Annotated in this window: 12 protein-coding genes and 1 pseudogene; 11 read left to right on the forward strand and 2 right to left on the reverse strand. The window is 52.1% G+C overall.

Annotation, left to right across the window (positions count from 1 at the left end):
- Nucleotides 1–756: pseudogene (locus BY454_RS15875) on the forward strand (P-loop NTPase fold protein); the annotation flags it as partial.
- Nucleotides 757–1104: 348 nt separating this feature from the next.
- Here the strand turns inward: BY454_RS15875 and BY454_RS15880 are convergent.
- Nucleotides 1105–2448 carry a hypothetical protein gene (locus BY454_RS15880; RefSeq protein ID WP_258075679.1) on the reverse strand — a complete coding sequence of 448 codons (1344 nt, stop codon included), beginning with the start codon at nt 2446–2448 and terminating at the stop codon, nt 1105–1107.
- Between the two features lie 234 nt (nt 2449–2682).
- Here BY454_RS15880 and BY454_RS15885 point away from each other — a divergent pair, with 234 nt between their 5' ends.
- From BY454_RS15885 to BY454_RS15905, 4 genes are all read left to right on the forward strand, one after another.
- A complete protein-coding gene (locus BY454_RS15885; protein WP_104417546.1) occupies nt 2683–2994 on the forward strand; it encodes a type II toxin-antitoxin system HigB family toxin in 312 nt (103 codons plus the stop codon).
- A 118-nt stretch (nt 2995–3112) separates the two neighbouring features.
- Complete coding sequence (locus BY454_RS15890; RefSeq protein ID WP_258075680.1) at nt 3113–3415, forward strand: helix-turn-helix domain-containing protein; 303 nt, start codon at nt 3113–3115, stop codon at nt 3413–3415.
- Between the two features lie 235 nt (nt 3416–3650).
- The gene (locus BY454_RS15900; RefSeq protein WP_181049732.1) at nt 3651–4340 is read left to right on the forward strand and encodes a glutathione S-transferase family protein; all 690 of its coding nucleotides are present in this window, start codon (nt 3651–3653) and stop codon (nt 4338–4340) included.
- Nucleotides 4341–4372: 32 nt separating this feature from the next.
- Entirely contained in the window at nt 4373–4867 is a 495-nt protein-coding gene (locus tag BY454_RS15905; RefSeq protein ID WP_104417549.1) for a gamma-glutamylcyclotransferase family protein, read from the forward strand.
- 10 nt (nt 4868–4877) lie between these two features.
- Here BY454_RS15905 and BY454_RS15910 read toward each other — a convergent pair whose 3' ends face one another.
- A complete protein-coding gene (locus BY454_RS15910; RefSeq protein ID WP_104417550.1) occupies nt 4878–5462 on the reverse strand; it encodes a nucleoside 2-deoxyribosyltransferase in 585 nt (194 codons plus the stop codon).
- Nucleotides 5463–5620: 158 nt separating this feature from the next.
- On the opposite strand from BY454_RS15910, the gene BY454_RS15915 reads away from it, so the two are divergent.
- The 6 genes from BY454_RS15915 (at nt 5621) to BY454_RS15940 (ending at nt 12485) form a co-directional block, all read left to right on the forward strand.
- Entirely contained in the window at nt 5621–6382 is a 762-nt protein-coding gene (locus BY454_RS15915; protein ID WP_104417551.1) for a transporter substrate-binding domain-containing protein, read from the forward strand.
- An 87-nt stretch (nt 6383–6469) separates the two neighbouring features.
- The gene (locus tag BY454_RS15920; protein ID WP_104417552.1) at nt 6470–6925 is read left to right on the forward strand and encodes a CopD family protein; all 456 of its coding nucleotides are present in this window, start codon (nt 6470–6472) and stop codon (nt 6923–6925) included.
- Between the two features lie 39 nt (nt 6926–6964).
- Nucleotides 6965–7375, forward strand: coding sequence for a hypothetical protein (locus BY454_RS15925; protein ID WP_104417553.1), 411 nt, complete (start codon nt 6965–6967; stop codon nt 7373–7375).
- Nucleotides 7376–7710: 335 nt separating this feature from the next.
- Entirely contained in the window at nt 7711–9909 is a 2199-nt protein-coding gene (locus BY454_RS15930; protein ID WP_104417554.1) for a type I secretion system permease/ATPase, read from the forward strand.
- Nucleotides 9906–11270 carry an HlyD family type I secretion periplasmic adaptor subunit gene (locus BY454_RS15935; protein ID WP_104417555.1) on the forward strand — a complete coding sequence of 455 codons (1365 nt, stop codon included), beginning with the start codon at nt 9906–9908 and terminating at the stop codon, nt 11268–11270. Before BY454_RS15930 ends, BY454_RS15935 begins: the two co-directional genes overlap by 4 nt.
- Before the next feature lie 96 nt (nt 11271–11366).
- Entirely contained in the window at nt 11367–12485 is a 1119-nt protein-coding gene (locus BY454_RS15940) for a hypothetical protein (protein WP_146082731.1), read from the forward strand.
- The last annotated feature ends 138 nt before the right edge of the window (nt 12486–12623 follow it).

Consider the following 12623-nt stretch of genomic DNA (forward strand, 5'->3'; position numbering starts at 1 on the left):
CCCCGCGTCGCTACGCTCCGATGGGTGGCAGCCTTGCTCCGGTCCGGGTGGCAGGCTTCACGTGGAATGGGTGGCAACCTTCAGCGGTTTACGCATCAAGACTACGTGCGCGCTCTACCAAACCCAATCAAGACACTACCTGAAACTCTCGGGCAAGAAAAAATTCTAATCCTTATTGACGAGCGAAAAGTCTCATTCTCCCAAGAGAACCTTGACCGGCTCGTAGATGTCCCGTCTTTGCAGGCTCGATTCGTAGCCATCAATGTGGATGAATATCTGGACGATCCAGAAAACATCGTGATCGATGATGATATTCGAGAGGAACTATTGAGATCCGAAATTGGCAATTCAGCAAAGCTAGGGATTATTGAACTGATGGATTTAGAGGCGCTTTCAGGTCTTCCTGAGCGTTCAGCACTTATCGGCTCAATTCTTGAAGAAACCGACTCTAACTTACTCAATTTAGACGGAGGTGTTGTGAAAACCTTGATAACGCATGCCATGTCGATAGCCTCCAAAATTTCACTTTTTAACAAATATCACTCTCTCTTGGATACGGACGAAGTTCGCTGTGTCTTGGATAATCTACCGAAACCGTTTTCCGAAATTAAAACTGGGCATAAGCGCCTGAAGCTGGAAAACACTGACGAGAATCGGGAACTGGTCGGATGGCTTGATTCTAGAAACATCATTTCATCATGGAGTGAGAGTGGTTCTTCCACTGGTTATATAAAAGTGAATCTTTATAGGCGCTGAAAGGCGGTTTCAAGTATGCGCGCTAGTGTGGTGCTCTCGGAGTGCCACACTCTAAACAGCAGCTTTTGGACAACCCCGGGAATCTAAATGGCCCGGGGTACACAGCAACAGTGCATTGAGTGGGGCCTTGCCATGTGCTGTTCGCCATTGTCGGAGACAGGTTAGCGGATGTAGAGACCAATTAGCCGATGGCCAGTAGAGGGCTGACCTTTGATACCGACATCATCGAAGAGTCTGATGCAGGAGACTTGGCCCATGGATATGACCACGGGCCGGATGGACATCACTGTAGTGTATAAAACGTCTGCTTTGTCGAAGAGGTGTTATCGGAAAAGCTGCCAGCATAGGTCACTGTTCCATTGTTTCCTCTTCGTATGTTTGAAGCTTTGTCTCCGACTTCGATATTTTCGGAGGTGGTGGCGTCCAAGCCTTCAGCAACTGACCCGCCTCCTGATAAAAGTGCGGAACTGCCTTCTCCAACTCCTCAATAAACACCTTCCGACCACTGAACTTTCCAGCCAGGTCCACCTCGTAGACCACTTCCAGCGTCGTGGCGGCAGCATTGGACGTATCTGATTCCAGCAATTCCGGCGAATCGCGTAAGTCTTTTAATGGTTGGTAGGTTGTTTCTGCTTTTCCGGGCCTTGTTGCGCGGATGAAGAAGCCGGCAGGCTCAGTCTTTTTGAGTTGTCGCAGGAGCCAGTTCGTTCTGGCTTTAGTGCTTTGCTTATCCTTCGGCGCCGCCAGGCGCATTGAGCAGTAGATCATTCGCCGCTGAAGGTCCGCTGTTACTTCCAGGTCCGCCGCTGCATTAATAATATTGAGCGCACATTGCAGTGCGGGTGTTTTGCAAAACGCATCGACGTCGTCCTTCATGCGCTTTGCTGGGTCCAGACGGTGGTCATTCTTCAGTTTCAGTGAAACATCACTGCCTGTCAGTCGGGACATAATGAGGCAAAGGTCTCGTTGTTCCTGGTGCCAGGCGGCGATGGTGTTTTGTATCTCATCACTGGTTTTGGCGAGTGTGGCGTTGCTTTTAACTTTGTTGACGACATCTTTCCATTCGGCGTTCATCTGGTCGAAATGGCTGATGCCGGAGCGGTCGCTTTCGAGGTATCGCAGTATTTCGTTCAGGATGAATACCTGATCCTCGTCCTCAACGCCGTCGTTCTTGAGCAATAGCTGGCACTGGGTGCGGATGAATGCCCAGGACCAGTGGTAGAGAGCGACGGACTTGGTGGCGTTTTTCGGGAGCTTCACCGGGTGATGAGTCGGCAATGCGGCAAACTGGTTGGTGATGGTAATCACGGCATCCAGCTTGTGGGTTTTTGCTTGTTGCAGGTAACGCGATACCTGCTCTTCGCCAATGGTGTCGTTGTTCACTTTGGCTTCTATCAATGCCCGCCATTCGCGTCGGCCAGTGCGAAGGATCAGGAGCCCATCTGGGCGATCCTTCAGTTTGGCGGCTTTCTTGTCCTCATTGGCGAAAACTACTTCTGTCCAGGCTTCCAGGGTAGCGTTGGTGCCAACCCGAACTCCCAGAGATTTAAGCATTGACTGTCGAAGCTCAAGCACGGAGCGTAAACCCGCGAGGATGACGGAGACGGATTTCTGTTCTCTTGCGCTGTCTGCAGCTATCGGAATAAGGCGGGCGGGTTCACCGCCGGAGAGGAAGTCAGGGCGATTCTTCACAGCTAGCTCCATGCTTTTATTAGTTTTAGTTTCCTACGCGAGTCTAGCATTGATTCTCTGGGGTGCCTTTTCTCGGGGTGAAAGTTGTCGTCTGCTTTGCCTGAGGTCAAATTGCTTCCAGGGTAGTGGGGTCTGGTTGGAGCTGGAAGCCGGTATCGTGATTTTGGATGTAGGTGAGGTTTCTATTTTGGAAACTTTATGCTATGGTTTCAGAAAAGGAAACAAGGAAGTTCTGTGCATATAATTTCGAGGAAGCCGTTCAATGACGCCGCCAAGCAGTTTCCCAATGACCGGGATGCCTTGGTAAATGCCTATGTCACGTTACGAAATGGGAGGTTTGAAACACCTGATCAGCTACGCCAGGTGTTCCCTTCACTGGATAATTTCAAATACCGGGATAAATGGTGGGTTATTGATATTGGTGGCAACAATTTACGGATGATTGCCTTCATAGAATTCCGTGATAACCGCATGTACGTGAAGCACATTTGCAGTCACGCCGAATACGACAGGCTGACTGACAAGTACCGCCGCAATAAGGAGTGAGGCTATGTTATCGCCTGCTTTTGTTCAGATCAGAGACGCGTTGGCCCAAGTGCCTTTTGTGGCTCATATCGAGACTCAGGATGACTACGAGCAAGCATTGGAGCTGATGGATCAGTTGGTGGACGACTACGACACCAATAAGTTCTTAATCGAGATCCTGGCTGCCAGTATTGAGCGTTGGGAGGATCAGGCTGCGGAGTTTTCTGACTTTAATGCGGCTGTCGCTGAAACGGACACAGGCATTGCTCTGCTGAAAACCCTGATGGATCAACACGGTCTTGGGGTTGCTGACCTGCCGGAGTTGGGTTCAAAAGGCAATGTGAGCAAAATTCTCAATGGTGCGGAAGGCAAGAAACTGACCCGCAAACATATGGAAGCTCTCGGCAAGCGGTTTGGGGTGCCTCCGGTGCTGTTTTTCTAAAGTCTTTCAGGGGAGCGCAGGGCTGATTTACTCGGGTCAGTTCCCCGTACCAGCAATCGCCCGAACACATAGCCAAAACAACTCCCCCGAGAAAAACCGGTGCTCACCCGGCCCCTCAGCCACGAGTAACCGCCCACCAGATTCCCACATGCCACCCTCGATCATCAGGTTATTCCTCTGCGCTACACTTCCAGACAACAGTTATCTTCTCAACTGTCAGAGTGGGAGAGCCACAATGCCGGACTACGAACTCTATTACTGGGGCCTGCCCTTTCGCGGTAATTTTATTCAACTTTTTCTGGAGGAGGTCCGGGCGGATTACCGAAAGCTGGATGCCAGCGAGGTCTACCCTGATAAAAACCTGAACATCCAGTACCCTGGGATGGCACCACCCTATCTTTACGACTGCAGGGCCCAGGTCTGGTTCTCCCAGATGCCGGCGATTCTCATGCATCTGGCGAAGGCCTACCAATTTCTTCCCGACGAGCCTGAGCAACACACCCTCGCTCTGAAGGTGATTCTGGACTGCAATGATATTCTCATGGAAATCACCAACTACAATGGCACAGTGATGTGGGATCAGGATTCATGGGCCGAATTCCGGAACCATCGCCTGGTCGACTGGATGGCCATTTTCGAAAAGACCGGCCAGGCGCACCACCTCAAGCCGAACGCGGGCTATCTGCTGGGCTCCAGGCTCACGGTGGCCGATATCGCAACTGCTGCCTTGTTTGGCACCCTGGTCCACAGCTTTCCGGAACTCGCCGCAGATCTGGAACACAACGCCCCTCGGGTGGCGGGTCTTTGCCAGCGAGTGGAAGACCGTCCGACGATCAGGCCTTTTCTTGAGGGTCAGCGAAAGGAGTTGGGTAAGGCCTACTGTGGTGGTCAGATTGAGCGGTCCCTGCGGGACGTCATACAGTAGCGCGGAGCCATGGGAGTGGATTAAGGTGCAGCATGAAGTATTTCGCTTACGGCTCGAATATGTCACTCCTCAGATTAAGAGCGAGGGTTCCAAGCGCGGAGCGAATCGGTATGTTCACGCTCGTTGAGCATGCCCTTCGGTTTCATAAGTGGAGCAGGAAAGACAAGTCCGCAAAATGCGACGCGCTGTTTACCGGAAATCCGGAGGACTTCGTCATTGGCGCACTGTTTGAGATTCCGCACGACGAGAAAGGCCCGCTAGACAAGGCTGAGGGTTTGGGCTTCGGTTACGATGAAAAGTGGGTCACGGTTACGGATACTCTCGGCAATTCCCTTGACGCCTTTACCTACTTTGCAACGTCAACGGATCCATCTTTGCTGCCTCACTCCTGGTATTTGAATCACGTCATCGTTGGTGCGAAAGAAACAGGCGTTCCCGCTGACTACCTCGGCATCATTTCAGCCACGCGATGCCAGGAAGACCCTGATCGAAAACGAGATGCGAGAGAGCGGGCCATCTACGATTAAAGGCGGCTCGCTAGGGTTTAAAAAATGGGGTCGCCCGTTGCTTTGACTGCATAGAACAGGCAATCGCCTGAATACAGCACCGAAACAGCTCCGCCGAGAAAAACCGATGTTCACCCGGCTCCTCAGCCACGAATAACTCCCCACCAGATTCCCGGATGCCACCCTCAATCATCAGGTTATCGCTCATCCCGAAGTCTTCAACCGCATTGCCCAATTCGTCCCGGTCGGCTTCGCCAGCCCGTTCCCGGTAGCGCCGGCTGTCGAGGGTGAATCCGAAGGCGGGCTTGCCCTGGCCAATCATGTAACCCACTTCGAACACGGTGCCCGGGTCGGCGCTGATGCCTCGGAAGGGCGTCAGGTTGGCGATGAGGGCGTCGCAGCTGTCCATCAGTTCCCGGTTGGCCTGGTAGATTCGGTGGCCGCGTTGGGGTTTTGCTTCGTTATCCGCAAACGCCAGTTCCGTGTCCAGCGGGTCCACGCCCTCAAGGCCGGCTTCCCGGAGCAGGCGTTTTTTCTCGGCCACGATGGCCCGGTGTTCCTCTGGCGGGAAGAAGACTTCCGGGCCGGCGAGGTAGATGCGTTTTGGTTTTGCCATTGCCGACGTTACCTACTTCAGCTAGTTTCGTTGGTATACCAGTGAGAACTGACGCTCCTGACTCTGAGGAATGTCAGCGCCATGATGTCTTGCCCAGACAAGCCCAGAGCTTCCCGGAGGTAACCTTGGTGAATAGGCCTTTTTTGAAAGGATATAAGATGCTGTTGTGCCGCGCATTCCTGGTTTTAGTCCTTGCTTTGCCCGGCGTCTCGATGGCTAGCAGCAAACTGACGTTCGAGTTCGCTGAGAGAACGGCCCCTTACAGTTACTCGGATGGCGAGAGGGCTGCCGGGCTGTTTCCCGATCTGGTGCAGTTGGCGTTCAATTTTATCCCCGAGTACACCACGACAAATCGGGCGGTGCCATGGGCGAGGGCACAGTATAACGTCAGGCTGGGCCGCTCCGATGGCTTTCTCACCTATCCGTCGAAGGAGCGGCAGAGCTACGCCGTCTTTTCAGCGAAGCCGCTCTTCACACAGGACTTCGGTTATCTGGTTTACTCGGCCGACAACCCCAACATAGATGTCATCGAATCGGCTACGAGCTTTGCCGACTTGGCCGGTCTGACGGTCATTGTTGAGAAGGGGTCGAAATGGGAAGAGGACAACATCCCCGGCTATCTGGAGCGTGTGCCGGGCCATGACCTGGATATGATGATGCACCTTCTTATGCTGCGGGAGGCCGGGGATTTTATAGTGCAGCCCCCTGCAGACGCCCGATCAACCGCTCAGCAACTTGGCTATTCGAGCAAGCTGAAAGTTCGCAAGGTGGATTTTATTCCGAATTCCCTGATCCCGTTTCACGTTGGAATTTCGCGCAAGCTTCCGTCCGCTATGATGGTGATCAATCTGGTTGATGCCGCCATGCAGGATTCTGAATTCCAGTCACAACGGAAGGTTTTGACCGAAAGTTATCAATAGCATGGTTGTTCAGGCATGTTTGCAGAGCCGTCTTTCTTTTTCGGGTCGCGGCCCGATCCATCAGGTAACAAGGAGTTCTGACTTTTTATGAGTCTGGCTATCGCACTGCATGTTCTTTCCGCCGTGATCTGGGTCGGCGGTATGTTTTTCGCCTACATGGCGATGCGCCCGGCGGTGGTTGAGGTGATTGATGCCTCGCAGAGGGGCGCGCTCTGGTGCGCCACACTGGGCCGGTTCTTCCGCTGGGTATGGGCGGCGGTGGTTTTGTTGCTGGTGACCGGCTACTGGATGATTTTCAGCGTGTTCGGCGGCATGGCCGGTGCCGGTTTGCACATTCACCTTATGCAGGGGCTGGGCATTGTGATGGTGCTGCTGTATTTCCACGTTTATTTTGCCCCCTTCCGGCGGCTGAAGCAGGCGGTTGCCAACCAGGACCCCCAGGAAGGCGGGCGCCAGGTGGGGCAAATCCGAAAGCTGGTGGGTACTAACCTGATTCTTGGGCTGATTGTGGTGGTGATTGGTGCTGGTGGGCGCTATTTGTAAGCCCCGGTTTCGGATGAATCCGCCAACGGAAGCGCTGTAATGGCTTCGCAGATGGAAAATGGTCAGAGCCCCTGGGTCAGGTTCCTCGCGCACCTGTTCGTGGTTCTGGTGGCGTGGACCCTTTTTATCAAATATCTGTTCCCGGTCGGTTTTGCGCTGGCCAGCAATGAGCCATTGGGGACCTATATCTACTGGGACCTGTGGCCGCCGGTGGCTCACCTCTGGCTGGCCTGGGCGTTGTTGGCGAAGCCCTGGTATACGCGCCTGCTGGCCATTGGCATGTCTGTGGTTGAGATCCTGATCATCACCACCCTGTTCTTCTGGTTCCTGGCGGACCCGGAGTGGTCCATCTGGCGCACGAACTGGTTTGTGAACAAGGTGTTTGTGCTGGCAGCGTTTGTTCTGGTGTTGAGTACGGCGCTGTTTCGGCCTGGGAGTCTGAGGGGCTAAAGATGAATGGCTGGATCCATGCTGTCATGTAGTACCCGGAGGACAATGACCGCGCACTCTTCTGGGGTCGTATCGATTTTGAGATAGAACTGATGTGGCGATGCTTTCCCTTGCCGGCAAGAGGATAGCTGCTGACTCCCGGGCGAATGTCTGGCCTGGTGTATATTGCGCGGTGCTGACTCAGCTTTCAGGATTGGTGGAACAAAATTTAACCAAAAACTTGAGATTACCTCCCGCTTCGTTAGTATGGGTCTGGGCACAAGGATTGTCGCGCGACAGGATAAAAGGCCGCACGGTGAGTGTTTCGACATAGATTGTGTTAGCACGGAGGCTACGTGGCAGAAAATCAGGACTTCGACACAGGTTTATTGTGCTTCGTCACACTGGCACGGTTTCACCGTATTCCGGTAGAGTCTAGCCAGCTCTCGCACCAGTTTAAAGAGCCCGACAAACCCTTCGATTCGCGTGCTATTCAGCTCGCCGCCAGATCCATTGGCCTGAAATGCCGTGAAACACGGTCTCAGTACTCACGTCTCGACTCGACACCTCTTCCGGCTATCGCTCAAGGTAACGACGGAAGCTTTTTCATTATTGCGAAAGCGACCAATACCTCAAACGATAAAGGCCGGGTTCTGATCCACGATCTTCGTGACAAGCTGCCGCGCGAAGTCGATGAAGAGGAATTGGGAAGAATCTGGACCGGTGAGTTGTTCCTGCTCAAGAAGAAAGGCACGCTCGCCAGCGGTAATCGCAAGTTCGACATCAGCTGGTTCATCCCATCATTGGTCAAATATCGGAAGATGTTTGGCGAGGTCGTTCTTGCTTCGTTCTTCGTCCAGTTGTTTGCTCTGGCGACGCCGCTGTTCTTTCAGGTCGTTATGGACAAGGTGCTGGTGCACAAGGGCTTTACCACCCTCGATGTGCTGGCTATTGGCTTTTTCGGCATCATCGTATTTGATGCCATCCTTGGCTGGCTTCGCAACTACATCTTCTCTCATACGACCAACCGTGTAGACGTAGAGTTAGGCTCCAAACTCTTTAATCACCTTCTGCGGTTACCGGTTTCGTTTTTTAATAACCGTCAGGTCGGCCAAACGGTTGCGCGCGTGCGTGAATTGGACACCATTCGCAACTTCATCACAGGTACCGCACTTACTCTACTGATTGACCTTTCCTTTACGCTCATCTTTCTGGCCGTCATGTGGTACTACAGCTCGACACTGACCTTGTTCGTGTTGGCGACCATACCAGCTTATGTCCTCATGTCTGTCATTATCACGCCGATTTTACGTCGCCGCCTGGATGAGAAATTCAAATACGGCGCCCAGAACCAAGCGTTCCTGACAGAGACTGTCTCCGGTGCCGAGACTGTCAAAACCATGGCCGTCGAGCCACAGATGCAGCGCAAGTGGGAAGATCAGTTGTCGAACTACGTTAACTCGTCGTTCCGCGCTCAAAATCTGGGGAATACGGCGAACCAGATTGCTGGCTTTATCAGCAAGCTGACCACCTTGTTTATTATCTGGTGGGGCGCTCAGCTCGTGATTGCTGGAGAAATGACCGTCGGTCAGCTTGTGGCCTTCAATATGCTCGCAGGCCGGGTTAATGGCCCCATTCTTAAGTTGGTCCAGCTCTGGCAGGACTTCCAACAAGCAGGCATCTCTCTGGAACGGCTCGGCGATATTCTGAACGCGCCTCAGGAGCCCGGCTTCGATGGCACTCGCGCAGCACTGTCGCGATTTCAGGGCTATGTCGATTTCAAGGAAGTTAAATTCCGGTACGACGCTGATGGCCCCATCATTCTCGATGGTATAAACCTTAGCGTAAAAGCGGGTGAGGTGATTGGGATTGTTGGGCGATCTGGTTCTGGAAAGAGCACCTTAACCAAGCTTATTCAAAGGCTGCATTCGCCCGAATCCGGTCGAGTTTGCGTTGATGGCACCGATTTATCCGTCATTGATACTGGCTGGCTTCGCCGCAATATCGGTGTGGTACCTCAGGAAAGCTACCTCTTTAACCGCTCTATTCGTGAAAATATCGCCCTCACTAATCCTGCTCTCCCGATGGAGAAAGTGGTCCAGGCAGCCAAATTGGCAGGCGCTCACGAATTTATCTCGGAGCTGCCCAATGGTTACGATTCTCCTGTTGGCGAACACGGCTGCAATTTATCAGGCGGTCAGCGCCAGCGCATCGCTATCGCCCGAGCTCTTATCTCGAATCCCAGGGTTCTAATTTTTGATGAAGCGACCAGCGCGCTGGATTACGAGTCTGAACGCACCATTCAAAACAATATGAAAGATATCTGCCGTGGGCGAACTGTTTTTATCATCGCCCACAGGCTGACGGCCGTCCGAAGCTGTGACCGGATTGTCGCCATGGACAAAGGACGAATTGTTGAGCAGGGCACCCACAGTGAACTGATGTCTCTGGATGGTTATTACGCACGAATGTTTCGCTATCAGTCAGAGGTGCCGCACATCCGTCCTTCAGGAACCAGTGCCGATTCGCAGAATGAGCGAGGCGTAATGGCATGAGAAAGTGGGTTGGCTCAGTGCTGAACAAGCGTCAGGAGCGACGTGCTGCAAAGGCAGAAATGGATTTTTTGCCGGCAGCGCTGGCCATTCAGTCAAAACCACCATCGCCGGCAGGGCGCGTATTTGCCTGGACGATCGTGATCATGGTGACAACGGCTCTGGTGTGGTTTGCGAACGCGCGGATTGATGTGGTGGCCGTTGCCCACGGGAAAATCATCCCCGGCGACCGTATTAAGGTTGTTCAACCCTATCAGAAAGGTGTCGTCAAAGACTTGCTGGTTGAAAATGGCGACTCTGTAAAAATAGGCCAACCACTGATTATTCTTGATTCGGTAATCACCGAGTCCGATGTGCAGTCCATTCAACAACGTATCGCTTCGACATCCGCCGCAATTGAGCGCTACCGCTCGTTTATTGCCAGAGTTCAAAGCCCTGATGCTTTAAGGGCAGACATCTTTCCGGTCAATTCTACTGAAAGTTTGCAGGCCTCACTCCTCGAGGCCGAGTTGCAAAATTTTCGCTCCAATATCGGAATGCTCCAACGCACCTTGGTCGCTCGTAAAGCGGAACTGGAGGGAGTGAGGGCGGATATCGAACGGCTTAACACCATTATTCCATTCACTGAAGAACGGGCAAGCGCGGTTAAGACGATGCTCGGAAAGGATCTGGCATCCCGACAGGATTATCTGACACTCGAGGAGCAGCGGATCAACCAACGACAGGAACTTGCAAAGCAGCAAGCTCGGGTTGGGGAAATTCAGGCAACAATCGAAGAAATTGAACAGCGAATCATTGTTTTCAAGTCTGACGCTGAACAGAAGGCGCTTCGTGAGCTGGACCGCCTGACCCAGGAGTACGCCACGCTCACCGAGGAGCTGCAGAAAGCGGCTGCGCTGAATGAAAAGCAGGTCATCAAGTCGCCCGTTAACGGTGTAGTTCAGGAACTGGCTATTCATACGGTAGGCGGGATCGTCACAGCAGCACAGCCCCTGATGAAGATCGTGCCGCAAGGTACGCGGCTTGAGGTGGAGGCCATGCTGGCGAATAAAGACATCGGATTCGTGTTCAGGGGGCAGCCTGCCGAAATCAAGGTCAGCGCCTTTCCGTTTACCGAGTATGGGGTGATTCACGCGGACGTGGTGGGACTGAGCGACGCCGCGATTCCGGATGAGAAAGCCGGTTGGCTGTTCAAAATGCGGCTGGAAATGGAGCGGGAAACCATTGGCGTGAACGGTAAGGATGTGCGCTTGCGTCCCGGCATGGAAGTGATTGCTGAGGTAAAAACTGGCACCCGCTCCATGATGGATTACTTCCTGTCGCCGATCATGAAATCCGTTGATGAGAGCTTGCAGGAGCGCTAACCGGAGTCGCCGGTAGGGCAGGTCGGAAGGGGCCGCGCAAAGCCAGTGGTAGTTATTAGTAGGTTGACATCTTCAAGACCATTAGAGGAAACAAAGGTGCGAACTTCACGAAGAACAAAGACGGTTAGCGCTGCATTGACATTGTCTTTTTATTTCCTCTGTTTAACAGCGGAAGCGATGGCGACTGAGAACCGTAAAGCAAGTGTTAGTAATGGAACGCTTTATATGGTTCAAGAAGATGGCAGTGTTCTTCGCTATGGACCTGGCAGTATTTTTTTGCGAGATAAAGGACCATTTTCAGATGACACTAGTCAAGTTCTTGGGTTGGATAACATAGTTGGTATTAGTGTAGGGCAAGATCACGCACTTGCTTTAGACTCAGATGGTTGTATATGGGCGTGGGGTTCAAATAAATATAATCAGCTCGGATTTCAGGGAGAAATTAGAGTTATGACTCCAAGGAAGTTTGAAAGCTTGTGTGGTGTAGAAGACTTCGATTCTTCATGTTATGCATCAATTGTTTTGTTTGGTGGAAATAATACCGTGAAAATATGGGGTGCAGATATAAAAGATGAGTTTCAAGGCCGTAGATATAAGTTTGAAGAAAAGTTAAAAAGTGTAGTTTCATCAGATGTGTCTTATGTGATCACAGAAGCCGGGCGAGTATACGCGTGGGGAGACACTGGATCCATGCCGGGTATGCTGGGGAAAGAGGAAAAACTTTCATGGGAACCCAAGAAGCTGGAGATACCTTGCCGTGTAAAACAAATTGATATCGGACTGGATGTGATGTTCGTTTGTGAGTCTGGGGATGTTTACATGCTTGGTTCCAATAGGGCGGGAACACTTGGGAACGGAAACACTAAACCTGTTGAGCAGATTGCGAAGCACCCGATACTATCGGGTGTCGAAAAAATTATGGGCTCTGGAATACGAATTGCCAAAACATATGATGGTAAATATTTAGGTTGGGGAGATCAGCTCTTAGGTCCTATCGAGTGGACAAATAGTGGTTATGTTTTGGACCCAATGGAGCTGCAGCCACCTGAAGGCGTTATCGACTTTTATTCTCAAGAGTCTTCAATTTTTTTTATTAATAAAGACGCAAGTGTTTTGAGGTTGGTTCCGGAGGAGCACTGGCTGTTTCCTGTTAAGTATTCCCTCGAAGATTATTCGTTCAAAAAGTATCAGTCTAAGGGCATAAATAAGGAGTGAGTATGTCTGAATTTACCCAGTCGGCGTTTGAAGGATCATTGCTGGGTTCTACCCCGTTTCCACGGACGGTTTTAAAACGGCTGATAACTTCTGATCCTGAGCGGCAACTCTACGTCGCATCCTGGGATTATGAAACCG

It is taken from the genome of Marinobacter persicus (assembly GCF_002934325.1).
In the GTDB taxonomy this organism is placed as follows: Bacteria; Pseudomonadota; Gammaproteobacteria; order Pseudomonadales; family Oleiphilaceae; genus Marinobacter; species Marinobacter persicus_A.

Bases quoted from the DNA above. Each gene is read 5' to 3' on its own strand.
- BY454_RS15905 (WP_104417549.1), top strand. From the start codon at position 4,373: ATGAAGTATTTCGCTTACGGCTCGAATATGTCACTCCTCAGATTAAGA.
- BY454_RS15915 (WP_104417551.1), top strand. From the start codon at position 5,621: ATGCTGTTGTGCCGCGCATTCCTGGTTTTAGTCCTTGCTTTGCCCGGC.
- BY454_RS15900 (WP_181049732.1), top strand. From the start codon at position 3,651: ATGCCGGACTACGAACTCTATTACTGGGGCCTGCCCTTTCGCGGTAAT.
- BY454_RS15920 (WP_104417552.1), top strand. From the start codon at position 6,470: ATGAGTCTGGCTATCGCACTGCATGTTCTTTCCGCCGTGATCTGGGTC.
- BY454_RS15925 (WP_104417553.1), top strand. From the start codon at position 6,965: ATGGCTTCGCAGATGGAAAATGGTCAGAGCCCCTGGGTCAGGTTCCTC.
- BY454_RS15910 (WP_104417550.1), bottom strand. From the start codon at position 5,462: ATGGCAAAACCAAAACGCATCTACCTCGCCGGCCCGGAAGTCTTCTTC.
- BY454_RS15935 (WP_104417555.1), top strand. From the start codon at position 9,906: ATGAGAAAGTGGGTTGGCTCAGTGCTGAACAAGCGTCAGGAGCGACGT.